The sequence below is a fragment of the Stutzerimonas tianxiuensis genome (assembly GCF_053470365.1).
The window spans coordinates 12,497-39,165 of the sequence record NZ_JBPVWS010000004.1 but is presented as its reverse complement, the minus strand read 5'-3'; the positions used below and the strand labels follow the sequence as shown (position 1 = coordinate 39,165).

Genomic DNA, 26,669 nt, shown 5'->3' with positions numbered 1-26,669 from the left:
CGGCCCGTTTAGGCATTGCAGAGTAGCTACTTGAAGCCTGTCAGATCTTGATCTCGACGTAGGCTTCGTCGCGAATCTGGCGTAGCCAGTTCTGCAGTTCTTCTTCGTATTTACGGTTGCGCAACAAGGACAATGCCTGTTGCTCGCGAAACTCTTCGCTGGCATCGGTGGCGCGGCGCCCGAGCACTTCCAGAATGTGCCAGCCATACGGCGTCTTGAAGGGTTCGGACAGCTGCCCACTCGCCGTGTTGGCCATGACCTCACGGAACTCGGGAACCAGCGAGCTGGGGTCGATCCAGTTGAGGTCGCCGCCGTTCAGCGCCGAGCCTGGGTCTTCGGAGAAGTTTTTCGCCAGTTCGGCAAAGCTCTCGCCGGCCTGGATGCGGTCACGCAGTCGCTGGATCAGGCGTCGGCTTTCTTCTTCGCTGCGGATCTGGCTGGGCTTGATCAGGATATGACGAACATGGACCTCGTCACGTACCTGAGTATCACCGCCACGCTTGTCGAGCACTTTCAGCAAGATGAAACCCGGCGGAGTACGCACGGGTCGGGTGACGTCGCCGACCGACAGGGTGCTGACTTCGGTGTCGAAGGGGGGCGGCAGTTGAGCCGCCTTGCGCCAGCCCATGTCGCCACCTTCCAGTGCGTTTTCACTGGCCGAACGCGAGACAGCCAGTTTGGCGAAGTCAGCGCCTTGCTGAAGCTGCTGGTAGGTATCCATCGCGGTTTTTTCAGCCGCCTGGATCGTCGCCGAATCAGCCGACTCCGGCACTGGTATCAGGATATTGGCCAGTCGGTATTCTTCCGACAGCTGCAATTTGCCGAGGTCAGAGGCCAGGAAGTTTTCCACCTCCTGGTTCGACACCTGGACACGTTCGGCAATTCTGCGCTGGCGCACCCGGCTGATGACCATTTCTCGGCGAATCTGCTCGCGGGCGGTATCGAGGCTCAGGCCGTCACGCTCCAGAGCCGCTCGGAACTGGTCCAGGGTCATGTTGTTGCGCTGAGCGATGGTGCTCATTGCCTGGTTGAGTTCTTCATCGGAGATGCGAATGCCCGAGCGATCGCCGATCTGCAGCTGCAGATTTTCGGTGATCAGCCGCTCCAGCACCTGTTGTTGCATGACGTCCGCGGGCGGCATTTCCGCGCCGCGTTTCTCGATGGTCTGCTGGACTTCGCGGGTCCGCTGGTCCAGCTGGCTTTGCATGATCACGTCGTTGTCGACAATCGCGACGATGCGGTCGAGCTGTTGAACCTCGGCCGACGCGGTCAGGGCAGCAGTCGCGCTGCCCAGCAGAAGGGCGCCCGCCAGCAGGGGGCGCAGGTAATCAGAAAGCTTGATCTTCACGTTCACGGTAACCTTGTATGCCTTCGTCGAGGAATGTCTCGGTCGAGCTGCCGAACACGCCGCCGAGTCCCTTGAGGACGATTTGCAGAAAGATGCCGTTGTCCGGCTCATCGTTCTGCGATGGGTTGAGACTGGTTTCGTCGTAATCGATCCAGTAGCGGTTGATCAGGCGCAGCTTCCAGCAGCAACTGTCGTACTCGAAGCCCCCGAAGGCCTCCAGTGTGCGGTTGCGGCTGTAGTCGTGCTGCCAGCGTGCGATCACGCTCCACTGCGGCAGGATCGGCCAGATGGTGGAGATGTCGTGCTGGTTGATCTTGTAGTAATCCTCGATGTATTCAGGCGAGCCCGGCACGCCGTAGTCGCCGCCATAGGCCCACTCGCCGGTGGCTTGGTCGAATCGTACCGTGTCGTTGCGATAGCGGTAGCCGAAGTTGACGATCTTCCGCGGGTTGTCAGCCGGCTGGTAATGGAACATGGCGCTGCCTGAGTGGGTGCGGCCTTCGTCCGGGTCCCAGTTGAATGTCGAGGTAAAGCGCCAGTCGCGGTTGTAGCGATACATGTACTCGAGGGCGTATGGCGAGACGTCCGATGTCGAACCTGGACGATCCTCAAGATTCGGCAACTGCACTTCGCGGTCGCGGAAGTAGATGATCTGGCCAACGCTCAAGCGCTGACGCTCCAGTCCGTTCGGCTCGATCCAGCGATTTGTGACGCCCAGCGAAAGCTGATTGGCGTCGCCGATTCGATCCTTGCCGGAGAAGCGGTTTTCACGCCACAGCGAGGAATAGCTGAAGGTGTTTTCGCCGGTGTCGAAGACTGGAATGTCGTCCTGGTCCTCTTCTGGAACGTACAGGTAAAACATCCGTGGCTCGAGGGTCTGGCGGTAATCCTTGCCGAACCACTGGGTGTCGCGGTCGAAATACAAGCCGCTGTCGACGCTGAAGATCGGTACGCTGCGGTCGGGCGAATCATTGAAATCGCTTACCTGACTGCGGCCGGTGTTATCCAACGTCAGGTCGTACTTGGTGTACGCGTATTTCAGCGATGGGCGGACGAAGCCCCAGCTCCAATCGAGCGGCAGGCTAACCCCGGGCTCGAGGTGAAGACGCTCGCCCTCAGCACGGTTCAGTCCGGCAAGCCGCGCGTCATACCAGAGCTGCTCGGGTGTTCCCGTGTTGCCATCCTGATCCGTGAAATAACCACTGCGCAGGCTGCGCTGGAAACTGACGAACTCGGTGTCGTAGGCAACCCGCAGCCCACCTGGCTGGAAGGGCAGTGCGCCATTCAAGGTCAGCTGCGGCAGGCGCTCGTAAGGTGTGATGTCGGCAATGGTGGCGCGCTCGTAGGCGTGAACGTTCAGCTGCGCAGTGTAGGACGGTGCGCGGTAACTCAGGGTGCCGCGCTGGTCGAGGTGGTCCGGCTGATCGATACCCAGTTGGGTGTCCAGGTCCTGGAAGTAATAGGGGTCGCTGATGTCGGTGTAATCGACTTCTGCCAGCCAGCGGGTGTCCAGGCCGGTACGGTGTTGCCAGCTGTACATCCAGCGCTGGTCTTCGTATTCCGACTGCAGCTTGCGCTCGTCGTTGCTGTCGTCAAGGTAGGCGGCGCCGAACTGGCCTTCGCTGCGGCGCGTCAGGTAGCGGAACTCGCCTTCCATCAGCAGGCCGCGATCAGTCATGTAGTTCGGGTAGAGCGTGGCGTCGAAATTCGGCGCCAGGTTGAAATAGTAGGGCGTGATCAGCGACAGGCCCGTATCGCTGGATGAGCTGATGCTCGGCGCCAGGAAGCCGGACTGACGGCGATCATCGATTGGGAAATAGATGTAGGGCGTATAGAACACCGGGACACCCTTGACCCGCAGCGTCACGTTGGTCGCCGAGCCGAAGCCGGTGGCCGGGTTGAGGGTGACGTTGTTGCCCTGCAGGTACCAATCGTTATCGCCTGGTTCGCAGCGTGTATAGGTTCCGTCCTTGAGGCGGATGATGGCGTCGTCGGTACGCTTGGCGTACAGCGCACTGCCTCGAACCTTGCCTTCATGGACCACGTATTCCGCGTTCTCGACCTGAGCTTCACCGGTGTCGAGGAACAGCTCGGCGCGATCACCGACCATCAGTGCGCCGCCATCACGCAGGCGGACATTGCCTTTCAGTTCGCCGCGATTTTCCAACTGGTACAGACTGGCTTCGTCGGCTTCGGCCTGGATGCTGCCCTGGCGAAGTACCACGTCGCCGGCCAGCGTGGCAATTTCCTGCTGCTGCTCGTAACGGGTTGCCTTGGCCGAGACGTAGGTCGGCGCCTCGCTCATCGGTGTGTCGTCGAACTGACCGGGGCGGTTCGGTTCAACATAGGTGCCGGCACAATATGGCCCTGTCTCGGCCAGTTGTGCATTGGTCAGCTGATCACGCGGCACCCAATCCAGATGGCTGTAGTCGGCGCTGCGAGAGACCAACGCTCGCCCCTTGCTTTCGGTGACCAGCTTGGTGGTGGCCGCCTGGCGCTCGGCTTTGCTGGCTCTGGGCTGGGCGCTGGTGGTTTCAGTGGCAGCACCGCGGTGAGTCGGGCGCGGCGGCAAGGCCGGGCTGGCCGCATCCGCGGCGCAATTCCAACCACCATCGGCACCCGGTTGGCAGGCGAACTGTTCGGCTGCGATAACCAAGGGCGTCGCTACAGGTTGCAGTGCGAGCAGGCCGCCGGTTACCAATAGAGGGAATTTTTTACGAAAAGCGGGATATTTGACTGCCATCTTGTTTTTTGGTCCGTGCTTGCGGCGAGCCATCGGCCGGGCTGGGCCGCACGCCTCTCGATGGGCTGAAAAAGATGCTGGATAATAAAGCATGACCCGCCTATCGGCTAGCGCCGTGGAGAGCCCCTGATATGCCGCAACATGATCAACGTCTGCTGGACCTGAACGCCTGGCTGGAGCCTCATCTCCAGGCGCTTTTCGCTCGCCGCGGCTGGGGCGAAGTCCCCGAGGTGTCGCTGGTTGCGGCCAGCAGTGACGCCAGTTTTCGTCGCTACTTCCGCTGGGAGGCAGCCCCGCGCAGCTTCATCCTGATGGACGCGCCGCCGCCCCAGGAGAACTGCCAGCCGTTCGTGGACATCGCGGCAATGCTGGCCGAGTCTGGCGTGCATGTGCCGGAAATTCTGGCGGCTGACCTCGACCGCGGCTTCTTGCTGCTCAGCGATCTGGGCCGTCAAACCTATCTGGATGTGATCGACGCCGACAATGCGGATGAGCTCTTTACGGACGCCATTTCGGCGCTCATCACCTTCCAGGCCAATGCCAAGCCAGCAGCCCTGCCCTCTTATGACGAAGCGCTGCTGCGCCGCGAGCTACAGCTGTTTCCTGAGTGGTACGTCCAGCGGCATCTGGGCCACAGCTTCACGGCGGATGAACAGCAGTTGTGGGAAAGGACCTGTCGGGTGCTGATCGACTCTGCGCTAGCCCAGCCAACCGTGCTGGTGCATCGCGACTATATGCCACGCAACCTGATGCTCAGCCAGCCCAACCCCGGCGTGTTGGATTTCCAGGATGCTGTGATCGGCCCGGTCACCTATGACATTACTTCGCTGTTCAAGGACGCCTTTCTAAGCTGGCCGGAAGAGCGGGTGCTTGGCTGGCTGCAGGGTTACTGGGACGCCGCTCGTGCGCGCGGCATACCGGTGCAGGAGAGCTTTGCCGAGTTCCATCGCGCCAGCGATCTGATGGGGCTGCAGCGCCACCTCAAGGTCATCGGCATCTTTTCGCGCATTTGTCACCGCGACGGCAAGCCGCGTTACCTGAGTGATGTGCCGCGTTTCTTCGCTTATCTCGACACAGTGCTGGCGCGCCGACCTGAACTGGATGATCTCAAACAGCTGCTACAGGGGCTGCCAAAGGAGCCTGCCTCATCATGAAAGCGATGATCCTCGCGGCCGGCAAGGGCGAGCGCCTCCGCCCCCTGACCTTGCACACTCCCAAGCCATTGGTCCGGGCGGGCGGCGTGCCGCTGATTGAATACCACATCCGCGCACTGGCCGAGGCCGGCATCAATGAACTGGTGATTAATCACGCCTGGCTGGGCCAGCAGATCGAGGCGCACCTCGGTGACGGTCGGCGCCTGGGAGTCCGAATCCAGTACTCAGCGGAGGGCGAGCCGCTGGAGACCGGCGGCGGGATTCACCGTGCCTTGCCGCTGCTGGGAACGGAGCCTTTTTTAGTGGTCAATGGCGACATCTGGACTGACTACGATTTCAGCGCGCTGAAACGGCCGCTTGAAGGTTTGGCGCACCTGGTGCTGGTAGACAACCCAATGCATCACCCCAAGGGCGATTTCAGCCTGGTCGACGGCTGCGTCGGTGACGAGGAGGCCGCAAGACTCACCTACAGCGGCATCGCCGTGCTCAGTCCGCAGTTGTTCGCCGGATGCACGGCTGGGTCCTTCAAACTCGCGCCGCTGCTGCGCCTGGCCTTGGCTGACGGAAAGCTGAGCGGCGAATATCACGGCGGGCGCTGGATCGACGTCGGGACGCATGAGCGTCTGGCTGAGCTTGAGCGCATCCTTGAGGCACAGCACTAGATGTTCTGGCCAATCACTTTCCTGGGCGCACTGGTCGGTTGGCTGCTGGCGAGCATTCCGGGCGCGCTGTTGGGCGCGCTGATCGGGCAGGTGCTGGACCGCCGCTTCGGGCTCGACTCTTGGGCCAGCTTTCGGCGATTGCTTTCACGCGTCGCCCCCAGGATGCAAGGCAGCGACTTGCTGTTCTATCTACTTGGGCGCCTGGCGAAAAGCAGCGGACGGATCAGCGAGTCACATATTCAGGCTGCCCGCAACGAAATGCGCCGGCTGCGGTTGACTCCCTCTCAGCAGCGGGTGGCGATCGATGCGTTCTATCGCGGGAAATCCAGTACGGACGGCTTGCGCGAGCCACTGCAGCGCCTGAGAGGGCGTCAGGATGAAACGAAGGCGATCCTCCAGGCCTGTTGGCGCATGGCCAGGGCTCAGGGCCAGATCGATGCACGTGAGCACGAGCTGATCATGCTCTGGGGCAAGTGGATGGGCTGGGATTCTGTAGCGGTGGCAGCGCTGGATGAGCACGGGGGTCGCCGCCAGGGTGCGCCGAGCAACCCCGGTGGCGCGTACGAACAGGCATTGCGGTTGCTCGGGGTGCGTGCGGACAGCGAGCCGCAGGCCATCAAACGGGCCTATCGGCGTCTGCTCAGCAAGCATCACCCCGATAAGCAGGCCGGTGCCGGTGCCACTGCCATTGAGGTGCGCGAGGCAACTGAGCGGACCCGCGAACTGCACCATGCCTACAGCCTGATCCGCGAGCGGCGGGGCTTTCGCTAACGCGAGCCGGTGGGGCTTAGGTTTCTCGCTTGAGCCAGCCGCGGACTCGTCGAACGAGGACTTCCTGATCAGTCTGGCGTTCGCCAGTCTGCCGGGGCAACCCGACTTGTCGATAGGCTGGGTGCTGAATCCGGCGACTGGCGTTCAGCCGCTCCCGAGCCGTCTGCTGGTCGCTGGTTACATCCTTATAGTAGAAGTCGCCGGTGATCAGCTTGAGGGGCGGCACCAGCTGCGCAAGCGGTTCTTCCTGTCCATTCGGCTGACGCGGCTGGACTATCAGCAAATGCCTGACATCTTGCGGCGCCTCCTGCTGAAGGTAGCGGGCGGCCCAATAGCCGCCTGTACCTTGGCCGAAAAGCACGATCGCCTTTGGTTGCTTGCTGCGGGCAAAGGCCAAGGCCGCCTCGATACGAGCGCTGATCTGCTCGGAATGGTCGGGCTTCATCGGTGGCGTTTCGGCGGGGGCTTGCGTATCGGAATCGTCAACTGCTGGCTCGCCTGGCGCCGCCGCGGTTTCTTCGGGTAGATAGCCGGCCTCGCTTGGCGCCGGATCTTCGCTGGGCTGTTCTGCCACGGTTTCGGGCGCGTCGATCGGCTGGTCCGGCGCTGGCTCCGTGGCCATCGGCAACACCAAACCCGGCGAGTCCGGCAGGCTCAGGCTCAGGGTATGCCAGCCGTGGTCGGGCAGGCTACGACGCAGCGGGCCAATGCCGCGTGGCCAGTCGGCACTCTCACCCTCACCGGGCAGCAAGATAATGGTGCCTTTGGGTTCGGCAACATTAGCGGGACGCCAAAGCGCTACGAAGTCCGTGCCACTGGCGGTCAGGCTGACGAACTCGCTGGCAGGCAGCTGGCGCAACAGGTCCGCGGCCATGGTTTCGCTGCGCGAGGGCAGGACCGGACGATCAGCAGCCACCGGAGCCGGGGCGGCCTCCGCCTCGGCCGGCTCATCGGCGGCGCTGATCACAGGACTGCTGAAGATGACGAACAAGACGGCCGCCAAACGAGTTGAAACGCGCGCTCGGAACATTGGTTTTCCTGATATTCGCGCGCCCGGGCCACGGTGATGCTGGCGCGGGCGGCACAGATGCACTAAAACAGCGTTTCGGCACTACCGCCGATCTCGTGAGGCTTATGGTGTCATTTCTGCTGCGTTGCTGCTGCCTGTTGCTTGCATTGAGCGCACCGCCCGCAATGGCTTCGAGCGTGCCGTTGAGCGACGCGCAACAGGAATGGCTGGCGGCGCATCAGCAGTGGCGCGTGGGTGTGGTAATGGCGCCCCCTTACGCCGAATACGACCAACGCCAACGTCGCCTGTCCGGCTTTCACGTGCAGTTCATCGAGCGACTTGCGGATAACCTTGGCGTCAGCCTGCAATGGCACCGGTTCGTCGACGAGGCAGCGCTGGATGATGCCATGCGTGCCAATCAAATCGACCTGGCGCCGGGGCTGCGACAGACGCGGGAAGGGCTGCGCATCTGGCGTTACAGTGACCCGTTTCTGAGGGTGCCAAGGCTGATTATCGGCGACCTTAATGGTCCCCGTGCAATCGACCTCGAACGCCTGGACAGTAATGACGTGATCGCGCTGGAAGGGCCCGGCTCGGTGGCCGATTACATGAGCAGCAACTACCCGAGCCAGCCGGTTCTTGAAGTAGGTAGCCAATTCGAAGCGCTGCGTCAGCTGCTCGAGGCGCGCGTGCGTTTCGCGGTGGTCGATGAGCCGCTCTACGGCCGCCTCTCGCAGCGAGCGGAATACGCATCGCTCGATGTTGTAGGCGATCTGGGCAACCCCTTGTTGCTGCGCATCGGTTCGCGCCGCGACAGCCCGGTGATGAGTGCGGTCATCGACCAGGCGCTGCGCAATTTCCCCGCCCGCGAGTTCAGCCAGTTGCAGGAGCAATGGCTCAAGTCGCGCAGCATCGATCAGTCGCGCCGCATCAGTTACTGGCGCAGTCTCAGCCTGCTGTTGACGTTGCTGCTGGCCGCAACCGTAGCCATGCTGGTATGGCAGCGTCGCCAGCAGGGGCTATTGGAAAGCAGATTGAAGTCGGCGCGGCGGGACATCGAGGCGCGCGCCGCCGCCGAAGAGGCGCAGCGGCTGACGCAGTTCTGCCTTGATCACAGTACCGTCGGCATTCTCTGGCTGAATTGGGACAGCCACGTCCGGTATGCCAACCAGGCGGCCGTTGAACTGCTCGGCTATGCCTCCGACAGTCTGCTCGACCAGCCACTGCAAGCGCTGGAACCGGGCATGAGCATGGATGGCTGGATGCAGCTCTGGCGTGATGCGCGCAGCGGCGTTGAGGATCACCAGATACATGAGTGCGAATGGCAGCGCGCCGATGGGGGGCGGTTTCCAGCAGCGGTAACGCTTAGCTTCCTGCGCCTGGGTAGCAAGGAGTATCTGGTGCTGTTCCTTGCCGACATCACCGAGCGCCGCCGCGCCAGTGCGGCGCTGCAAGAAAGTGAGGTGCGACTGAAAGCCATGGCGGGCAACGTGCCGGGTTTGGTTTTCCGTCTGGAGCGACAGGACGCCGGTGCTCCGGTCAACATTGCCTACATCAGCGAGGCCAGCCAGCGTCTGGTTGGCTACTCGGCGGAGCTGTTGTTGCAACCTGGGCGCGGCATTCGCAGCCTGGTGCATCCCGACGACGAGCCGGGCTATTGGAGCAGCCAGCAGCAGGCACTCGACAGCATGAGCGACTGGTACTGGCAGGGGCGGATCCTGACCCGTTCCGGCGAGATTCGCTGGGCCGACATCCGCGCCTCGGTGCGTGGGCAGTTGGAGGGGCGTCAGGTCTGGGACGGCATCGTCTGGGACATTACCGATAACAAGCGAATCGAGTTGGAGCTGGATGCGTCACGGGCACAACTGCGCAAGCTGGCGGCGCATGTGGAAACGGTGCGCGAGGAAGAAAAAGCCCATATCGCGCGGGAGGTCCACGACGAGCTGGGGCAGATGCTTACGGTTCTGAAACTGGAAATTTCCATGTGTGAGATCAGCTTTGCCGAGCTCGACTCCGGCTTGGCAGCACGCTTGCAAGGCATGAAACGCCTCATTGCCCAGTTGTTCCAGCAGGTGCGCGACGTCGCGACCGCCTTGCGTCCGCCGATTCTGGACGCCGGCATAGCATCGGCCATCGACTGGCAGGCGCGGCGCTTCGAGGAGCGCACCGGGATCGCCTGCCTGGTGGAGGTGCCGGAATGCCCGCCGCAACTTGGCAATGCCAAGGCTGTCGGCCTGTTCCGCATTCTTCAGGAGGCGCTGACCAACGTCATGCGTCACGCCAATGCACAAACCGTGAGCCTCACCCTGCAGCAGCAAGGGGATATGCTGTGCTTGAGCATCAGCGATGACGGCGAGGGTTTCGTGGTCCAGCAGGGCCGCCAGGGACCGTCGTTCGGCCTGGTGGGCATGCAGGAGAGAGCCCAGATGCTCGGGGGCAGCTTGCTGCTGGAAAGCCAGCCGGGCGAGGGCACCTCGATTCATGTCACGGTGCCACTGGATGACAGCCCGGTCGAGCCTGTGGTTCTGATCAGTACATTGGAGAGCTAGCGCCATGATTAGGGTAATCGTCGCCGAGGACCACACCATCGTTCGCGAGGGGATCAAGCAGCTGATCGGACTGGCCAAGGACATGCAGGTAATCGGCGAAGCGGGCAACGGTCAGCAACTGCTCGATCAACTGCGGCAGACGCCGTGCGATGTTGTCCTGCTGGACATCTCCATGCCGGGCGTCAACGGGTTGGAAGCCATACCGCGGATACGCGCGCTGAGCGAGCCGCCGGCGATTCTGGTGTTGTCGATGCACGACGAGGCGCAGATGGCGGCGCGGGCGCTGAAGATCGGTGCCGCCGGCTATGCCACCAAGGACAGTGACCCGGCGCTGCTGCTGACCGCGGTGCGCAAGGTTGCCGCTGGCGGCCGATATATAGATCCGGAGCTGGCGGATCGCATGGTTTTCGAGGTCGGTCTCACAGACTCCCGGCCACCCCACGCACTGCTGTCGGAGCGTGAGTATTCGGTGTTCGAGCGGCTGGTACACGGCGATTCGGTCAACGACATCGCGGCCAAGCTGGCCCTCAGCAGTAAGACCATCAGCACGCACAAGGCGCGCTTGATGCAGAAGCTGGTTGCTCACTCCGTGGCCGACCTGGTCCGCTATGCCATGGAGCACAAGCTGGTCTGACCTGGACGGTAAGCACGAGGCCGCTGGCGACGGTGCTACGCGCCTGATGCAAACCGGGTCTGCATCTGCCGACAGGTTTCTTGTAGGGCAATCCCTACAACAGCCTCTCCGTTTCGCTGAGTGTATTCACTCCCATCTGCCGATGTGCGCTGGCTCGTGGGGCTCCTAACCTGTGGCCACGGAACAACGGATCACAGGTGCGGCATGCTCGATTCTCAAGCGAACGAAGTACTGGTCAGCTTTCGTGGCATCCAGAAGAGTTACGACGGCGAAGCGCTGATCGTCAAAGACCTGAACCTGGATATCCGTAAAGGTGAGTTCCTCACGCTGCTCGGTCCGTCAGGCTCCGGCAAGACCACCAGTCTGATGATGTTGGCCGGCTTCGAGACGCCCACTGCCGGTGAAATCCTGTTGGGCGGCCGCTCGATCAACAAGCTGCCGCCGCACAAGCGCGACATGGGCATGGTGTTCCAGAACTATGCGCTGTTTCCGCACATGACAGTCTCGGAGAACCTCGCCTTTCCTCTCAGCGTGCGTGGCATGCCCAAGCTCGACGTCAAGGAAAGGGTCAAGCGCGCGCTCTCGATGGTGCAGCTTGAAGGTTTCCGCAATCGTTACCCGGCGCAGCTGTCAGGCGGCCAGCAGCAGCGCGTGGCGCTGGCCCGAGCCTTGGTGTTCGAGCCGCAGCTGGTGTTGATGGATGAGCCGTTGGGCGCGCTGGACAAGCAATTGCGCGAGCAGATGCAGATGGAGATCAAGCATCTGCACCAAAGCCTGGGTGTGACCGTGGTCTATGTCACCCACGATCAGGGTGAGGCGCTGACCATGTCCGACCGGGTCGCGGTGTTCCATCAGGGTGAGATCCAGCAGATCGACGAGCCCCGGGCGCTGTACGAGCGGCCGGCGAATACCTTCGTTGCCAACTTTCTCGGCGAGAACAACCGGTTGCCGGCGCGGCTGGTCAGCCGCAACGGTGACAACTGCACCGTCGAGCTGGGCCGCGGTGAGCGGGTCGAGGCGCTGGCCGTCAAGGTCGGCGTGCCTGGCGCCCCGGTCAACCTGTCGATACGTCCCGAGCGGGTGCGCCTCAACGGTGCCAGCGCCAATTGCCCGAACCGCTTCACCGGGCGAGTCGCCGAGTTCGTCTATCTCGGCGACCACATCCGCATTCGCCTCGAGGTCTGCGGCATCAGCGACTTCTTCGTCAAGCAACCGATTGCAGAATTCGATCCCGCCCTGGCGGTTGGTGATGTCGTGCCGATCGGCTGGCAAGTGGAACACGTCCGTGCGCTGGATCCGCTGCAGGCGGCATAAGCAGGGCGAGCAAGCAAGAAAGCTGTTTTCAACCGCATCATGGAGCGAATCACAATGCTGAAATCTCTGAAACTGACTGCCCTGAGCATCGGACTGGTGTGCGCTGCCCAGGCCTCGGCGGAAAATATCACCGCCGTAACCTTCGGCGGGGCCAACAAGCAGGCGCAGATCAAGGCCTTCAATGAACCCTTCGAAGCCAAGACCGACCACAAGATCATCGCTGGCGAATACAACGGTGAGATGGCCAAGGTAAAGGCCATGGTCGATACCAACAGCGTGTCCTGGCATCTCGTGGAAGTTGAATCGCCCGAGCTGTCACGCGGCTGTGATGAAGGGCTGTTCGAGGAAATCGATCCAGCGGTAGCGGGTAACCCGGACGACTTCATCGAAGGTGCCATACAGCCTTGCGGTGTGGGCTTCTTCGTCTGGTCCACGGTGCTGGCTTATAACGCCGACAAGCTCGACAGCGCACCGAGTGGTTGGGCGGATTTTTGGGACACGGAGAAATTCCCCGGCAAACGCGGCCTGCGCAAGGGCGCCAAGTACACCCTTGAGTTCGCCCTGATGGCCGATGGCGTTGCACCGAAAGACGTCTACCAGGTGCTGGCGACGAAAGAGGGGCAGGACCGCGCCTTCAAGAAGCTTGACCAGATCAAACCCAGCATTCAGTGGTGGGAAGCGGGCGCCCAACCGCCGCAGTTTCTGGCCTCCGGTGACGTGGTCATGAGCAGCGCCTATAACGGTCGGATTGCTGCAGTGCAGGATGAGAGCAATCTGCAAGTGGTCTGGGACGGCGGCATCTACGACTTCGATTCCTGGGCCATCCCCAAAGGTGCGAAGGATCAGAAGGCAGCGCTCGATTTCGTCAGCTTTACCTTGCAACCACAGCAGCAGAAAGCCTTCTCGGAAAACATCGCCTACGGTCCCGCAAACAAGAAAGCGGTCGAGCTGCTTGATCAGAAGCTGCTGAAAAACATGCCTACGACGCCAGAAAACATCGCCAACCAAGTGGCCATGAACGTGACCTTCTGGGCCGACTACGGCGAGCAGCTGGAACAGCGTTTCAACGCCTGGGCTGCGCGCTAAACAAGCCTGGCCCCCTTGCATGGCCTGCCCTGAGGCGGGCCATGCGCCGCTGGAATCTGACACTTTGCGGAGTTCGTCATGGCTACTGCCATCTCCTTGCCTGTTCCCGAGCTCGCCGAGCCCAACCTGAAGCGGCGGCTGGCGCGTGCCGAACGCATGAACCGGTTGAAGTCCAAGGCGCTGATCCTGCCTCTTCTGGTGTTTTTGTTGCTCACCTTCATCCTGCCGATCGCCTCGCTGCTCTGGCGCAGCGTCGATAATCCGGAGGTGGTGGGCAGCCTGCCGCGCACAGTCGAGGCAATCACGGCTTGGGATGGCCGCGGCCTGCCGGATGAGTCGGTTTATCAGGCCCTCAGCGAAGACCTGCAGGAGGCGCGGCAAAACCAGTCGCTGGGTGATCTGTCCAAACGCTTGAACATGGAACAGGCCGGTTTCCGCAGCCTGATGACCAAGACAGCTCGCGCGCTCCCATTCAAGGAAGCGCCGACGTCCTACAAGGAGGCGCTGGAAGCTTTCGATGAGCGCTGGGGCGACCCCGCCTATTGGCAGGTTATTCGCCGCAACGATAGCGCAATCACCCCCTATTATTTGTTGGCCGCTCTCGATCACCGCATCGACGACATGGGCGAGCTGGCATCGGTATCGCCTGATCAGGCGGTCTACCTGGACATCTTCGCCCGGACTTTCTGGATGGGGCTGGTAATCACGGCGATTTGTCTGGTGCTGGCCTATCCCCTGGCGTATCTGCTGGCCAACCTGCCGGCGCGCAAAAGCAACCTGCTGATGATCATGGTGCTGCTGCCGTTCTGGACTTCGATTCTGGTGCGCGTTGCCGCCTGGATCGTGCTGCTGCAGTCCAGCGGCCTGATCAACGGTGCGCTGTTGAAGATGGGCCTGATCGACGAACCATTGCAGTTGGTGTTCAACCGGGCTGGCGTCTACATCGCCATGGTCCACATCCTGCTGCCGTTCATGATCCTGCCGATCTACAGCGTGATGAAGAATATCTCGCCGAGTTACATGCGTGCGGCGATCTCGTTGGGCTGCCACCCCTTCGCCAGCTTCTGGCGGGTGTACTTTCCACAAACCCTCGCGGGCGTGGGCGCCGGCTGCCTGTTGGTGTTCATCATTTCTATCGGCTACTACATCACGCCCGCGCTGCTCGGCAGCCCGAACGACCAGATGGTCAGCTACTTCGTCGCCTTCTACACCAACACCACCATCAACTGGGGCATGGCCACGGCGCTGGGCGGCCTGCTGCTGCTGGCGACCATGCTGCTGTACATCGTCTACAGCTGGCTGGTCGGCGCCAGCCGCCTGAGGCTGGGCTGAGCATGACCGCACTGACCAGGCAATCACCGCAAGCCATTCGCCAATTCGGGCAGGAGAACTTTCCATGCTGAGCCCCTACATGTCGCCCATCGAACGCGTCTGGTTTTATACCCTGCGCATCCTATGCGCGCTGGTGCTGCTGTTTCTGATCGTGCCGGTGCTGGTGATCGTGCCGCTGTCGTTCAACTCCGGCTCGTTTCTCGTCTATCCGCTGCAAGGCTTCTCCATGCGCTGGTACGAAACCTTGTTCAGCTCGGCCGACTGGATGCGCTCGCTGAAGAACTCGATGCTCATCGCCCCGGCCGCCACGGCGCTGGCGATGGTCTTCGGCACCCTGGCGGCGATCGGTCTGACCCGCGGCGAATTTCGCGGCAAGGCCCTGGTGATGACCTTGCTGATTTCGCCGATGGTGGTGCCGGTGGTGATTGTCGGGGTGGCCAGCTACCTGTTCTTCGCCCCGTTGGGCATGGGCAATAGCTACCTGTCGCTGATCCTGGTTCACGCGGTGCTGGGTGTGCCGTTCGTGATCATCACCGTCTCCGCCACGCTGCAGGGGTTCAACCAGAACCTGGTGCGCGCCGCAGCCAGCCTGGGCGCCTCACCCATAACTACATTCTTCCGCGTCACCCTGCCGCTGATTGCTCCGGGGGTGATTTCCGGTGCGCTGTTTGCCTTCGCCACGTCCTTCGACGAAGTGGTGGTGACGCTGTTCCTCGCCGGCCCCGAGCAGATCACCCTGCCGCGGCAGATGTTCAGCGGCATCCGCGAGAACCTCAGCCCGACCATCGCCGCCGCAGCCACCCTGTTGATCGGCTTTTCCATCGCACTGCTGCTGACCCTGGAATGGCTGCGCGGCCGCTCCGAGAAGATGCGCACTCAACAACCTGCTTAATCCGGACGCTTCCATGACCCTGCAACTCGACCACCCCGGCCTGCTGCGCCAGCAGGCCTACCTCAACGGCGACTGGTGCGATGCCGATGCGGACGGCCGCACCGCTATCTTCAATCCGGCCACCGGCGAGCTCGTTGGCGAGGTCCCGAACATGGGGCGCGCCGAAACCCGCCGCGCCATCGAGGCCGCGCAGGCCGCGCAGCCGGCCTGGCGCGCGCTGACCGTCAAGGAGCGAGCGTCGCGCTTGCGTCGCTGGTACGAGCTGATGCTGGAGAATCAGGAAGACCTGGCGCAGATCATGACCGCCGAGCAGGGCAAGCCGCTGGCCGAGGCTCGGGGTGAAGTGGCTTATGCCGCCTCTTTTCTGGAATGGTTCGCCGAGGAGGGCAAGCGCTTGTATGGCGATGTTATCCCCGCCCACGCCGGCGACAAGCGCATCCTCGTGCAAAAAGAACCGGTCGGCGTCACCGCGGCGATTACGCCCTGGAACTTCCCCAGCGCGATGATCACTCGCAAGGTCGGCCCGGCGCTCGCCGCCGGCTGCGCCATGGTACTCAAGCCTGCGCCGCAGACGCCTTTCTCAGCGTTGGCACTGGCCGCCTTGGCCGAGCGCGCGGGCATCCCGGCCGGGCTGTTCAGCGTGATCACCGCCGATGCCGTTACCTCGCGCGAAGTCGGTGCCGAACTCTGCGGAAACCCGGTCGTGCGCAAGCTCTCGTTCACTGGCTCGACGGCAGTGGGCATCCACCTGATGCAGCAGTGCGCACCGACGCTGAAAAAGCTCTCGCTGGAACTGGGCGGCAACGCGCCGTTTATCGTCTTCGACGATGCCGATCTGGATGCGGCGGTCGAAGGCGCGATGATCTCCAAGTACCGCAACGCCGGGCAGACCTGCGTCTGTGCCAACCGCATCTATGTACAGGACGGCATCTACGACGCTTTCGTCGATAAGCTTGCCGCCGCTGTGGCGCGGCTGAATGTGGGTAACGGCATGGAGGAGGACGTCACCACCGGCCCGTTGATCGACGCCGCTGCGGTGGCCAAGGTCCAGCGTCATCTTCAGGACGCGCTGGATAAGGGCGCCACCCTGCTGGCCGGCGGCAAACCCCATGCGCTGGGCGGTAACTTCTTCGAGCCGACGCTGGTGGGCGGCGTCACCGCCGAGATGGCCGTGGCGCGCGAGGAAACCTTCGGTCCGCTGGCGCCGCTGTTCCGCTTCAACGATGAAAGCGAGGTGATTCGGCAGGCCAATGACACCGAGTTCGGGCTCGCGGCCTACTTCTATGCGCGCGACCTGAGCCGGGTGTTCCGCGTCGCCGAAGCGCTGGAGTACGGCATGGTCGGCATCAATACCGGCGTGATCTCCACCGAGGTGGCGCCGTTCGGCGGCATGAAGGCCTCTGGCCTCGGCCGCGAGGGCTCGAAATACGGGCTGGATGAATACGTGGAAATCAAATACCTGTGTTTGGGTGGCATTTGACCGGACGACCCAAAAACAGGCGTGCAAAATAATGCACGGAGTTTTACTGTAATCCGAACGCCTGGGAAGGTGCGGCAGTCGATCATCGTATGCTGCCGCGCTCGCTGCCTGGCGTTCTTCATGACCCGTGCCGACGATGAGCGGCTACCGAGGAGCTTATGAGCAAGACCAACGAATCCCTGATGCAACGCCGTGTCGCCGCTGTTCCCCGTGGCGTCGGCCAGATCCACCCGATCTTTGCCGACCATGCGAAAAACAGCAGCGTGGTCGACGTCGAAGGACGCGAGTTCATCGATTTCGCCGGTGGCATCGCCGTGCTGAATACCGGTCACCTGCACCCGAAGATCATCAAGGCCGTGGAAGACCAGCTGCATAAGCTGACCCATACCTGCTTCCAGGTACTGGCCTACGAGCCGTACGTGGAGCTGTGCGAGAAGATCAATGCGCGGGTGCCTGGCGATTTCGCCAAGAAGACCTTGCTGGTCACCACGGGCTCCGAAGCGGTGGAAAACGCGGTGAAAATCGCCCGCGCCGCCACCGGACGCGCCGGCGTGATTGCCTTTACCGGCGCTTATCACGGCCGCACCATGATGACCCTCGGCCTGACCGGCAAGGTCGCGCCTTACTCGGCGGGCATGGGCCTGATGCCGGGCGGCATCTTCCGCGCGCAGTATCCCTGCGCGATCCATGGCGTCAGTGTTGACGAGTCCATCGCCAGCATCGAGCGCATCTTCAAGAACGACGCCGAGCCGCGCGACATCGCTGCGATCATCATCGAGCCGGTGCAGGGCGAGGGCGGCTTCAATGTCGCACCGAAGGAATTCATGGCGCGCCTGCGTGCGCTCTGCGATGAGCACGGCATCCTTTTGATTGCAGATGAAGTGCAGACAGGCGCCGGGCGCACCGGCACTTTCTTCGCCATGGAGCAGATGGGTGTGGTCGCCGACCTGACCACCTTTGCCAAGTCGGTCGGCGGTGGTTTTCCGATTGCTGGCGTGTGTGGCAAGGCCGAGATCATGGACGCCATTGCGCCGGGCGGGCTCGGCGGCACCTACGCCGGTAACCCGCTGTCCTGCGCGGCGGCGCTGGCGGTCGTGGATATCTTCGAGGAAGAGCAGCTGCTCGACCGCTGCAAGGCGGTGGCCGAGAAGCTTACCGCCGGGCTCAAATCCATCCAGGCGCGGCACAAGGAGATCGGCGAAGTCCGCGGGCTCGGCGCGATGATCGCCATTGAGCTGTTCGAGGAGGGCGATCACGCGCGTCCGGCGGCGGCGCTGACCTCGCAGATTGTCGCCAAGGCACGGGACAAGGGCTTGATCCTGCTGTCCTGCGGCACCTATTACAACGTGCTGCGGGTGCTGGTGCCGCTCACCGTTGAGGACGACCTGCTTGAGCGCGGCCTGTCCATAATCAATGAGTGTTTTGACGAGCTGACTTGATCGCGCGTGGCGCACCGGCATCCGCAACGGATGTCAGGTGCGCCGCAGCCCTGACCCTCGGGTACAATGCGCGGCATCTTGCCGTGCTACCCGAGGTCGTCATGCAGCCGTTCGCCATCGCCCCTTCGATTCTTTCCGCCAATTTCGCCCGCCTGGGCGAGGAAGTGGACAACGTGCTGGCCGCCGGCGCGGACATCGTCCATTTCGATGTGATGGATAACCACTACGTACCCAATCTGACCATTGGCCCGATGGTCTGCTCGGCGTTGCGCAAGCACGGCGTCACCGCACCCATCGATGTGCACCTGATGGTCAAGCCGGTAGACCGCATGATTGGCGACTTTCTGGAAGCCGGCGCCAGCTACATCACCTTTCACCCGGAAGCCTCCGAGCACGTTGATCGCTCCCTACAGCTGATCAAGGACGGCGGTGCCAAGGCCGGCCTGGTGTTCAACCCGGCCACTCCATTACACGTGCTCAAATACGTGATGGACAAGGTCGATATGGTCCTGCTGATGAGCGTCAACCCCGGCTTCGGTGGGCAGAAATTCATCCCCAATACCCTGGATAAGCTGCGCGAAGCGCGTGCCCTGATCGATGCCAGTGGCCGCGAGATTCGCCTGGAGATCGACGGCGGCGTCAATCCGAAGAACATCCGTGAGATCGCCGCAGCCGGTGCCGATACCTTCGTCGCCGGTTCGGCGATTTTCAATCAGCCCGACTACAAGGCCGTGATCGACCAGATGCGCGCCGAACTGACGCTGGCACGCCCATGACCCGTCTCGAGCAACTGTTCGACGGCCAGCTGCCGCGGTTGGTGATGTTCGACCTGGACGGCACCCTGATGGATTCGGTGCCGGACCTGGCCGCCGCGGTCGACAAGATGCTGATGTTGCTGGGGCGTGAGCCCGCCGGCATTGATCGGGTGCGTGACTGGGTGGGCAACGGCTCGCGGGTGCTGGTGCGTCGCGCGCTGGCCGGTCAGCTGCAACACGAGGGTGTAGCTGATGAGCTGGCCGACGAGGCGCTGGCGCTGTTCATGAAGGCCTATTCAGGTGGACACGAACTGACCACGGTCTACCCCGGCGTTCGCGAGTGCCTGGACTGGTTACGCGAGCGTGACGTGAAGCTTGCGATCATCACCAACAAGCCGGCCCAGTTCATCGAGCCGTTGCTGGAAGAGAAGGGTCTGGCGGGTTATTTCCAATGGTTGATCGGTGGCGACACACTGCCTCAGCAAAAGCCTGACCCAGCGGCCCTTGTTTGGGTCATGCGTGAGGCCGGGGTGTCCGCGGATGCCTCCCTATTCGTTGGCGATTCGCGCAACGATGTGCGCGCCGCGAAGGCGGCGTCGGTGCCTTGTGCGGCGCTCACCTACGGCTACAACCACGGTGAGCCCATCGCTCACGAGCAGCCGGCGCTGGTGCTTGACGATCTGCGCGAGCTGGTTGCTTCGGTTTCGGGGCTGCGCTAGTGTGGCCTCTGTCTTTTGAACCCTGCAGCCGAGATCAGATCGTGGTGGTCACCCGCAAACAGTGGATGAATGTCATCAAGGCCCTGGCCCGTTGGCGCTGGCGCGCCTGACATCTTCTGCCGGCTTTGCCCGGTACGTTTGCACAACTCGACCTTATGTAGCTCCCCTCCGACCACGAGGCTGACATGACCCGCGAAGAATTCCTGCGTTTGGCCGCCGAAGGCCATAACCGCATCCCCCTGTCGTTCGAAACGCTCGCCGACTTCGACACCCCGCTCACGCTTTATCTCAAGCTCGCCGATGCGCCTAATTCCTACCTGCTCGAATCCGTGCAGGGCGGGGAAAAGTGGGGGCGTTACTCGATCATCGGCCTGCCCTGCCGCACTGTATTGCGCGTGCAGGATCATCGCATCAGCGTGACCACCGACGGCGTCGAAACCGAGGCCTGTGAGGTCGACGATCCGCTGGCGTTCGTCGAGGCGTTCCAGCAGCGCTACCGCGTGGCGCCGGTGGATGGACTGCCGCGCTTCAACGGCGGTCTGGTGGGGTATTTCGGCTACGACAGCGTGCGCTATGTCGAACGCAAGCTTGCGAGCTGCCCCAACCCCGATCCGCTGGGTACGCCGGATATCCTGCTGATGGTGTCCGACGCCGTGGTGGTCTTCGACAACCTGGCCGGCAAGCTGCATTGCATCGTGCTGGTCGACCCGGCACAGCCGGACGCCTACGAGACGGGGCAGGCGAAACTGCAGGCGCTTCGAGAAAAGCTGCGCCAGTCGATCACGCCGCGCCTGGGCCTGGATTTCGAAAAGAGCAACGGTAACGAGCCGACTTTCCGCTCGAGCTTCGGCCGCGAGGACTACGAGCAGGCCGTCAACCGCATCAAGGACTACATCCTCGCCGGCGACTGTATGCAGGTGGTGATTTCCCAGCGTATGTCGATCCCCTTCAAGGCCGCGCCAATCGATCTGTACCGCGCGCTGCGCTGCTTCAACCCGACGCCCTACATGTACTTCTTCAACTTCGGCGATTTCCACGTGGTGGGTTCGTCGCCCGAAGTGCTGGTGCGGGTCGAGGAAGGGCTGGTCACCGTACGGCCCATCGCTGGCACTCGCCCCCGAGGCGTGAACGAGGAGGCTGATCAGGCGCTCGAGCAGGATCTGCTCAGCGACGCCAAGGAGCTGGCCGAACATCTGATGCTGATCGACCTGGGCCGCAACGACGTCGGCCGTGTGGCCGAGAACGGTTCGGTGCGGCTCACCGAGAAGATGGTCATCGAGCGCTATTCCAACGTGATGCACATCGTCTCCAACGTCACCGGCCAGCTCAAGGCGCCGCTGACTGCCATGGATGCGCTGCGCGCCATCCTGCCGGCGGGAACCCTTTCCGGCGCACCAAAAATTCGCGCCATGGAGATCATCGACGAGCTGGAGCCGGTCAAGCGCGGCGTCTACGGCGGCGCCGTCGGCTATCTGGCCTGGAACGGCAACATGGATACGGCCATCGCGATCCGCACCGCGGTAATTAAGGATGGCGAGCTTCACGTGCAGGCTGGTGCCGGTATCGTCGCCGACTCACAGCCGGCCCTGGAATGGGAAGAAACGCTGAACAAACGCCGCGCGATGTTCCGTGCGGTGGCCTTGGCAGAGCACAGCAGCGACTAGCTTCGGCGCGGCTCATGGGGATGTTCGGCAACTGCGACTAAAGTCCTTATTGGTCGTATGGTAATGGCTATTGGCTATGCCTATAGTCGTGGAAGCTGAGCAGGAACGCCCGGCAATCCAACCCCAGCCCATACGAGCCAGCCATGCCGTTACTGCCGAGCCCCCGCCCTTCGTCCGTTCGCCAGTCCTGGCCGTCGGCCTCGTCGTTGGTGATCGCTCTCACGGCGCTGCTGGTGCTGGTCTGGTTGTTATCGAGCCTGGCGGATCTGAACGGAAGCCAGGTGTGGTTCCCGTTGTCGCTGCATATCACTGTCGAAACCTTCTCGATTGTCGTGGCGGGATTGGTGTTTGCGGTGGCTTGGCATAGCCAGCAGCCAGTGTCTCTTTCGAACCCGCTGCTAGCCTGTGCGTTTTTGGCCATCGCGTTGCTGGATCTGGCGCATATGCTGTCCTACCGGGGTATGCCCGTCTGGGTGACGCCCGCCTCGGCGGAAAAAGCGATCGCCTTCTGGCTGGTTTCCCGCGTATTGCTTGCTTTCACCCTGCTCGCGGTGGCGTGCCGTCTGTGCCACCGAAGCATTGCTCTGCCGCGGGTCCTGTTGCTTTCATCGTCCCTGGGACTGGTGGTTTTGGTGGTTTACCTGCAGCTGTTTCAGCCGCAGCTGTGGCCTCGGACCTTTATCGACGGGGAGGGGCTGACCCGCTTCAAAGTGCAGATGGAGTGGCTGATCATCAGCCTCTTCGCACTGGCGGCATGGGTGTTCTGGCGCGCTCGAGAGGTTGCAGACCGTGACTATTTCGACGGCATGCTGGCTGCGACACTGGTTTCGATTCTTGCCGAGCTGTGCTTCACCGCCTACAGCAGTGTGAACAGCTTTTACAGTCTGCTCGGGCATCTGTACAAGATCGTCTCCTACGGCTTCATCTATCAGGTGGTGTTCGTGTCGAGTGTGCGTGCGCCATATGCGCGGTTGGCAGTCGAAATGAACGAACGGATCGCTGCACAACAGCGCGCCGACTATATGGCTCACTTCGACAGCCTGACGGGGTTGCCCAATCTGACCCAGCTGGAAGAGCGGACGCGCCAGGCAATGGCCAGTGCCCTGAAGCTCAAGGGTGCAGTTGCGGTGCTGTACGTCGATCTCGATCATTTCAAGATGGTCAACGATTCGTTCGGGCGCACTTTCGGTGACCAGCTGCTCTGCACAACCTCGGTAAGACTGCAGCAGGCATTGCCCGATAGCGCCATGCTGGCACGGGCCGGCGGTGATGAGTTTGTCGTGCTGTTGGCCGATCTGGAGACTGCCGAGGGTGCATCCGCTGTGATCCAGCGTGTACTCGATGAGTTAGCCGACCCCTTCATGATCGAGCGCCAGCAGATAGTGGTGTCGATCTCCATCGGCGTCGCGGTTGGCCCGAGCGATGGCATGGACTTTCCCTGCCTCCTGCGTAACGCTGAAATGGCGATGTACAAGGCCAAGGAAGCCGGGCGCCGGACGTGGTGCTATTACAACGCTGCGCTGGATACCGAGATGCGGGGGCGGTTGTATCTCATCAACGGCCTGCGGCTCGCTCTCGAGCGAGCGGAGTTTTTTCTGGAGTATCAGCTGCAGCTGGACCTCACCAGCGGCAGGGTAGTGGGCGCGGAAGCCCTGTTGCGCTGGCAGCATCCTCAGTGGGGTCTGGTCGCGCCCGGGCAGTTCATTCCCGCAGCCGAGCAGAGCGGTCTGATCGTGGATATTGGCGAATGGATAATCCTCGAGGCGTGCCGACAGGCCAAACGCTGGCAGGCTGAGGGGGTGGGCATCCCGCGTGTTGCAGTGAACGTCGCTGCGATACAGCTGCACCAGGGGTCGCTGGAACAGACTGTCGCTGCCGCCTTGGCGCAGACCGGTCTGCCAGCTTCGGCGCTGGAGCTTGAGCTCACCGAGTCCAGCCTCGTCGACAACACTGAGCAGGTGATGATTGCGCTGGCCGGTCTGAAAGCCCTCGGCGTCACGTTGTCCATCGATGATTTCGGCACCGGATACTCCTGTCTGGCGTATCTTCGGCGGTTGTCGGTGGATACGTTGAAAATTGACCGCTCCTTTGTAAGCGATCTGCCAAATGAAGACGGCCATGCCATTGTCGCCGCGATCATCCATATGGCTGAGTCGCTCGGGCTGAGCACGCTGGCAGAGGGGGTCGAGGACGAGGCCACTGCTGCGGAACTACGTCGACTTGGGTGTCGGCAGGCGCAGGGTTTTTTCTACGCTCGGCCGGTTCCGGCCTCCGCGTTGCCTGCCGCTATCGCGTCGCTGCCAGTCTAGGGCGCCAGACTGGCTGTAGCGGGCAGGCAATGCTCTGCTATAGTCCGGTTGAAATCGTGGCCTGGCATGGGCTACTTTGCGTTGTCAGCTCTGCGAGACCTTTTCCGTGAAATTCAGCAGCACCCTCCTGATGCGTCTGTTCAAGGCACATGCCCGCTGGCGTTGGCGCGCCTGATCCTCGTTGCTGGCTCCGTGCCGGAATACCCCGTTCACACCTGTACTACCGATCGTTCTGCCGAGGCGCCTTTGCGCCGGCTCGGGCCGTCATGGCAGGTGGTGGATCAGCCTCAAGCCCTAGGGTGACGCAAATGCTGCTAATGCTGGATAACTACGATTCCTTTACCTACAACGTCGTGCAATATCTCGGCGAACTCGGCGCGGACGTCAAAGTGGTGCGCAACGATGAGTTGAGCGTTGCCGAAATCGAAGCGCTGAACCCGGAGCGGATTGTCGTCTCTCCTGGCCCATGTACCCCAAACGAGGCGGGCGTTTCACTCGACGTCATCCGCCATTTCGCCGGCAAGCTGCCGATTCTGGGGGTCTGTCTCGGCCATCAGAGCATCGGGCAGGCATTTGGAGGTGAGGTCGTGCGCGCGCGTCAGGTCATGCATGGCAAGACAAGCCCGGTCGCTCACGAGAGCACCGGTGTGTTTGCCGGGCTGAACAATCCGTTAACGGTGACGCGTTACCACTCGCTGGTGGTCAAGCGTGAAACGCTCCCCGACTGTCTGGAAATCACTGCCTGGACGCAACTGGAAGACGGCAGCGTCGACGAGATCATGGGCTTGCGGCACAAGACACTGAACGTAGAAGGCGTGCAGTTTCACCCTGAGTCAATCCTCACCGAGCAGGGACACGAACTGTTCGCCAATTTTCTGAAACAGACCGGAGGCGTGCGCTGATGGATATCAAGGAAGCCCTCAACCGCATCGTCGGCCAGCTGGATTTGTCTACCGATGAAATGAAGGCAGTGATGCGCCAGATCATGACTGGCCAGTGCACCGATGCGCAGATTGGCGCGTTCCTCATGGGCATGCGGATGAAGAGCGAGACCATCGATGAAATCGTCGGTGCGGTGCAGGTGATGCGTGAGCTTGCCGAGCCAGTGCATTTCGATACCCATCGATTGGTGGACACCTGCGGTACCGGTGGCGATGGGATGAACATTTTCAATGTCTCAACCGCCGCAGCCTTCGTGGTCGCCGCCGCGGGTGGCAAGGTTGCCAAGCACGGCAATCGCGCAGTGTCGGGCAAGAGTGGCAGTGCCGATCTGCTCGAAGCGGCCGGTGTTTACCTGGACCTCACGCCCGCACAGGTTGCGCGCAGTGTCGATGCCGTGGGCGTCGGCTTCATGTTCGCGCCAGCGCACCACGGCGCGATGAAATTTGCCGCCGGTCCGCGCCGTGAGCTGGGCTTGCGCACGCTGTTCAATATCCTTGGCCCGATGTCCAACCCCGCCGGTGTCAAGCATCAGGTGCTCGGGGTGTTCAGCAAGGAACTCTGCCGGCCCATGGCCGAAGTGCTGTCGCGCCTGGGAAGTCAGCATGTGCTGGTGGTGCATGCACAGGACGGGCTCGACGAGATCAGCCTGGCGGCGCCGACTTATGTGGCCGAGCTGAAAGGCGGCGAGATCACCGAATACCGTATCCAGCCGGAAGACTTCGGGATCAAGAGCCAGAGCCTGATCGGTCTTAATGTCGAAGATGCACAGGGCTCGTTGGCTCTGATTCGCGATGCATTGGGACGGCGTAAGACGGACAACGGACAAAAGGCGGCTGACATGATCGTCCTCAATGCAGGTGCTGCGCTCTATGCAGCCGACATCGCCAGCAGCCTGAAACAGGGCGTGGATATTGCTCACGATGCGCTGCATACCGGCTTGGCACGGGACAAGTTCGAGGAGCTTGTGTCCTTCACCGTGGTGTTCAAGCAGGAGAGTTCCCAATGAGTAACGTGCCGACAGTTCTGGAAAAGATCATCAGGCGCAAGCGGGAGGAAGTCAGCGAGCGTCGAGGTCGGGTCGGTCTGGCTGAACTCGAAACAATGGCGGCCGCAGCGGACCCGGTTCGCGGTTTTGCTCGCCGGCTGCAGGAGCAGGCGCGTAACAAGCAACCGGCTGTGATTGCAGAAATCAAGAAAGCCTCACCAAGCAAAGGGGTGCTGCGGGAGGATTTTGTCCCGGCGGACATCGCCAAAAGCTATGAGGCAGGTGGCGCCACCTGCCTCTCGGTATTGACCGACATCGACTTCTTTCACGGCGCCGACGACTATTTGAAGCAAGCGCGCTCAGCCTGCAAGCTACCGGTCATCCGCAAGGACTTCATGGTTGACCCCTACCAGATCATCGAGTCCAGAGCCCTGGGCGCTGACTGCGTTCTGTTGATCGTCGCTGCGTTGGAGGATGGTCAAATGGCCGAGCTCGCCGATGTGGCAAAGTCTCAGAATCTCGACGTATTGGTAGAGGTCCATGATGGCGCAGAGCTGGAACGCGCGCTGCGCCTCGACACGCCTCTGCTCGGGATCAACAACCGTAACCTTCACACCTTTGAACTCAGTCTGGAAACGACGCTTGACTTGCTGCCGCGCATCCCACGCGACCGTCTGGCTGTGACCGAGAGCGGCATACTTCATCGTGCCGACGTGGAGTTGATGGAAATCAACCAGGTGTATGCGTTTCTGGTGGGAGAAGCTTTCATGCGAGCAGAGCAGCCGGGGCTCGAACTGCAGCGATTGTTCTTTCCGGGACGTAATCGACCCCAATCAGCTGCCGATCCGGAGTGATCCGCTGCAATTGAAAAAGCCGGCAAGT

At 62.0% G+C, this 26,669-nt stretch carries 21 protein-coding genes; 18 read left to right on the top strand and 3 right to left on the bottom strand.

Annotated elements, in window-relative coordinates; genetic code table 11:
- Positions 1–40: 40 nt before the first annotated feature.
- Together ACSSNI_RS06760 and ACSSNI_RS06755 are read right to left on the bottom strand one after the other, a co-directional pair.
- Positions 41–1,348, bottom strand: coding sequence for a peptidylprolyl isomerase (locus ACSSNI_RS06760; RefSeq protein WP_200636402.1), 1,308 nt, complete (start codon positions 1,346–1,348; stop codon positions 41–43).
- Positions 1,329–4,091 carry an LPS-assembly protein LptD gene (locus ACSSNI_RS06755; protein WP_200636403.1) on the bottom strand — a complete coding sequence of 921 codons (2,763 nt, stop codon included), beginning with the start codon at positions 4,089–4,091 and terminating at the stop codon, positions 1,329–1,331. The genes ACSSNI_RS06760 and ACSSNI_RS06755 overlap by 20 nt, the downstream gene beginning before the upstream one ends.
- A 131-nt stretch (positions 4,092–4,222) precedes the next feature.
- On the opposite strand from ACSSNI_RS06755, the gene ACSSNI_RS06750 reads away from it, so the two are divergent.
- From ACSSNI_RS06750 to ACSSNI_RS06740, 3 genes are read left to right on the top strand one after another with little or no spacing between them, the layout of a single operon-like run.
- Positions 4,223–5,245, top strand: a complete 1,023-nt coding sequence (locus ACSSNI_RS06750) for an aminoglycoside phosphotransferase family protein (RefSeq protein ID WP_200636404.1) — start codon at positions 4,223–4,225, stop codon at positions 5,243–5,245.
- A complete protein-coding gene (gene murU / locus ACSSNI_RS06745) occupies positions 5,242–5,907 on the top strand; it encodes an N-acetylmuramate alpha-1-phosphate uridylyltransferase MurU (protein WP_200636405.1) in 666 nt (221 codons plus the stop codon). Before ACSSNI_RS06750 ends, murU begins: the two co-directional genes overlap by 4 nt.
- Positions 5,908–6,678 carry a DnaJ domain-containing protein gene (locus ACSSNI_RS06740; protein WP_200636406.1) on the top strand — a complete coding sequence of 257 codons (771 nt, stop codon included), beginning with the start codon at positions 5,908–5,910 and terminating at the stop codon, positions 6,676–6,678. It abuts the gene before it with no gap.
- A gap of 16 nt (positions 6,679–6,694) precedes the next feature.
- On the opposite strand, the gene ACSSNI_RS06735 is transcribed toward ACSSNI_RS06740, so the two are convergent.
- Positions 6,695–7,708 carry an alpha/beta hydrolase family protein gene (locus tag ACSSNI_RS06735; RefSeq protein WP_200636408.1) on the bottom strand — a complete coding sequence of 338 codons (1,014 nt, stop codon included), beginning with the start codon at positions 7,706–7,708 and terminating at the stop codon, positions 6,695–6,697.
- 104 nt (positions 7,709–7,812) lie between these two features.
- Between ACSSNI_RS06735 and ACSSNI_RS06730 the strand changes: the two genes are divergently transcribed.
- The 15 genes from ACSSNI_RS06730 (at position 7,813) to trpC (ending at position 26,641) form a co-directional block, all read left to right on the top strand.
- Entirely contained in the window at positions 7,813–10,236 is a 2,424-nt protein-coding gene (locus ACSSNI_RS06730; RefSeq protein ID WP_200636410.1) for a PAS domain-containing sensor histidine kinase, read from the top strand.
- 4 nt (positions 10,237–10,240) lie between these two features.
- On the top strand, positions 10,241–10,870 hold the full coding sequence (locus tag ACSSNI_RS06725; RefSeq protein ID WP_148923815.1) for a response regulator: 630 nt from the start codon (positions 10,241–10,243) through the stop codon (positions 10,868–10,870).
- 204 nt (positions 10,871–11,074) lie between these two features.
- Positions 11,075–12,184, top strand: a complete 1,110-nt coding sequence (locus tag ACSSNI_RS06720) for an ABC transporter ATP-binding protein (RefSeq protein ID WP_200636412.1) — start codon at positions 11,075–11,077, stop codon at positions 12,182–12,184.
- Between the two features lie 54 nt (positions 12,185–12,238).
- Positions 12,239–13,270 (top strand): ABC transporter substrate-binding protein, encoded by a 1,032-nt coding sequence (locus ACSSNI_RS06715; RefSeq protein WP_148923813.1) that lies wholly within the window; start codon positions 12,239–12,241, stop codon positions 13,268–13,270.
- A 78-nt stretch (positions 13,271–13,348) separates the two neighbouring features.
- Positions 13,349–14,602: an ABC transporter permease gene (locus tag ACSSNI_RS06710; protein ID WP_159969132.1), complete on the top strand. Its 1,254-nt coding sequence runs from the start codon at positions 13,349–13,351 to the stop codon at positions 14,600–14,602.
- A gap of 64 nt (positions 14,603–14,666) precedes the next feature.
- Positions 14,667–15,494, top strand: a complete 828-nt coding sequence (locus tag ACSSNI_RS06705) for an ABC transporter permease (protein ID WP_159969131.1) — start codon at positions 14,667–14,669, stop codon at positions 15,492–15,494.
- A 19-nt stretch (positions 15,495–15,513) separates the two neighbouring features.
- A complete protein-coding gene (gabD, locus tag ACSSNI_RS06700; RefSeq protein WP_234484364.1) occupies positions 15,514–16,974 on the top strand; it encodes an NADP-dependent succinate-semialdehyde dehydrogenase in 1,461 nt (486 codons plus the stop codon).
- Between the two features lie 158 nt (positions 16,975–17,132).
- Positions 17,133–18,413 (top strand): 4-aminobutyrate--2-oxoglutarate transaminase, encoded by a 1,281-nt coding sequence (gabT, locus tag ACSSNI_RS06695; protein WP_200636416.1) that lies wholly within the window; start codon positions 17,133–17,135, stop codon positions 18,411–18,413.
- 101 nt (positions 18,414–18,514) lie between these two features.
- Positions 18,515–19,189, top strand: a complete 675-nt coding sequence (rpe, locus tag ACSSNI_RS06690) for a ribulose-phosphate 3-epimerase (RefSeq protein WP_148923808.1) — start codon at positions 18,515–18,517, stop codon at positions 19,187–19,189.
- Positions 19,186–19,887 carry a phosphoglycolate phosphatase gene (locus ACSSNI_RS06685; RefSeq protein WP_148923807.1) on the top strand — a complete coding sequence of 234 codons (702 nt, stop codon included), beginning with the start codon at positions 19,186–19,188 and terminating at the stop codon, positions 19,885–19,887. Before rpe ends, ACSSNI_RS06685 begins: the two co-directional genes overlap by 4 nt.
- Positions 19,888–20,072: 185 nt before the next feature.
- Complete coding sequence (trpE, locus tag ACSSNI_RS06680) at positions 20,073–21,551, top strand: anthranilate synthase component I (protein WP_200636418.1); 1,479 nt, start codon at positions 20,073–20,075, stop codon at positions 21,549–21,551.
- Positions 21,552–21,694: 143 nt separating this feature from the next.
- On the top strand, positions 21,695–23,860 hold the full coding sequence (locus tag ACSSNI_RS06675) for a putative bifunctional diguanylate cyclase/phosphodiesterase (RefSeq protein WP_200636420.1): 2,166 nt from the start codon (positions 21,695–21,697) through the stop codon (positions 23,858–23,860).
- Between the two features lie 308 nt (positions 23,861–24,168).
- A complete protein-coding gene (locus ACSSNI_RS06670; protein ID WP_159969125.1) occupies positions 24,169–24,762 on the top strand; it encodes an aminodeoxychorismate/anthranilate synthase component II in 594 nt (197 codons plus the stop codon).
- A complete protein-coding gene (trpD, locus tag ACSSNI_RS06665) occupies positions 24,762–25,808 on the top strand; it encodes an anthranilate phosphoribosyltransferase (protein ID WP_200636422.1) in 1,047 nt (348 codons plus the stop codon). Before ACSSNI_RS06670 ends, trpD begins: the two co-directional genes overlap by 1 nt.
- Positions 25,805–26,641: an indole-3-glycerol phosphate synthase TrpC gene (gene trpC, locus ACSSNI_RS06660; protein ID WP_200636424.1), complete on the top strand. Its 837-nt coding sequence runs from the start codon at positions 25,805–25,807 to the stop codon at positions 26,639–26,641. The genes trpD and trpC overlap by 4 nt, the downstream gene beginning before the upstream one ends.
- Positions 26,642–26,669 lie beyond the last annotated feature (28 nt).

What these genes read in the sequence shown, in the direction of transcription:
- ACSSNI_RS06720 (WP_200636412.1), top strand. Translation starts at nt 11,075, where the DNA reads ATGCTCGATTCTCAAGCGAACGAAGTACTGGTCAGCTTTCGTGGCATC.
- ACSSNI_RS06755 (WP_200636403.1), bottom strand. Translation starts at nt 4,091, where the DNA reads ATGGCAGTCAAATATCCCGCTTTTCGTAAAAAATTCCCTCTATTGGTA.
- rpe (WP_148923808.1), top strand. Translation starts at nt 18,515, where the DNA reads ATGCAGCCGTTCGCCATCGCCCCTTCGATTCTTTCCGCCAATTTCGCC.
- ACSSNI_RS06730 (WP_200636410.1), top strand. Translation starts at nt 7,813, where the DNA reads ATGGTGTCATTTCTGCTGCGTTGCTGCTGCCTGTTGCTTGCATTGAGC.
- ACSSNI_RS06750 (WP_200636404.1), top strand. Translation starts at nt 4,223, where the DNA reads ATGCCGCAACATGATCAACGTCTGCTGGACCTGAACGCCTGGCTGGAG.
- trpD (WP_200636422.1), top strand. Translation starts at nt 24,762, where the DNA reads ATGGATATCAAGGAAGCCCTCAACCGCATCGTCGGCCAGCTGGATTTG.
- ACSSNI_RS06710 (WP_159969132.1), top strand. Translation starts at nt 13,349, where the DNA reads ATGGCTACTGCCATCTCCTTGCCTGTTCCCGAGCTCGCCGAGCCCAAC.
- ACSSNI_RS06685 (WP_148923807.1), top strand. Translation starts at nt 19,186, where the DNA reads ATGACCCGTCTCGAGCAACTGTTCGACGGCCAGCTGCCGCGGTTGGTG.
- trpC (WP_200636424.1), top strand. Translation starts at nt 25,805, where the DNA reads ATGAGTAACGTGCCGACAGTTCTGGAAAAGATCATCAGGCGCAAGCGG.
- ACSSNI_RS06705 (WP_159969131.1), top strand. Translation starts at nt 14,667, where the DNA reads ATGCTGAGCCCCTACATGTCGCCCATCGAACGCGTCTGGTTTTATACC.
- ACSSNI_RS06725 (WP_148923815.1), top strand. Translation starts at nt 10,241, where the DNA reads ATGATTAGGGTAATCGTCGCCGAGGACCACACCATCGTTCGCGAGGGG.
- ACSSNI_RS06675 (WP_200636420.1), top strand. Translation starts at nt 21,695, where the DNA reads ATGCCGTTACTGCCGAGCCCCCGCCCTTCGTCCGTTCGCCAGTCCTGG.
- trpE (WP_200636418.1), top strand. Translation starts at nt 20,073, where the DNA reads ATGACCCGCGAAGAATTCCTGCGTTTGGCCGCCGAAGGCCATAACCGC.
- ACSSNI_RS06740 (WP_200636406.1), top strand. Translation starts at nt 5,908, where the DNA reads ATGTTCTGGCCAATCACTTTCCTGGGCGCACTGGTCGGTTGGCTGCTG.
- ACSSNI_RS06735 (WP_200636408.1), bottom strand. Translation starts at nt 7,708, where the DNA reads ATGTTCCGAGCGCGCGTTTCAACTCGTTTGGCGGCCGTCTTGTTCGTC.
- gabT (WP_200636416.1), top strand. Translation starts at nt 17,133, where the DNA reads ATGAGCAAGACCAACGAATCCCTGATGCAACGCCGTGTCGCCGCTGTT.
- ACSSNI_RS06715 (WP_148923813.1), top strand. Translation starts at nt 12,239, where the DNA reads ATGCTGAAATCTCTGAAACTGACTGCCCTGAGCATCGGACTGGTGTGC.
- murU (WP_200636405.1), top strand. Translation starts at nt 5,242, where the DNA reads ATGAAAGCGATGATCCTCGCGGCCGGCAAGGGCGAGCGCCTCCGCCCC.
- ACSSNI_RS06670 (WP_159969125.1), top strand. Translation starts at nt 24,169, where the DNA reads ATGCTGCTAATGCTGGATAACTACGATTCCTTTACCTACAACGTCGTG.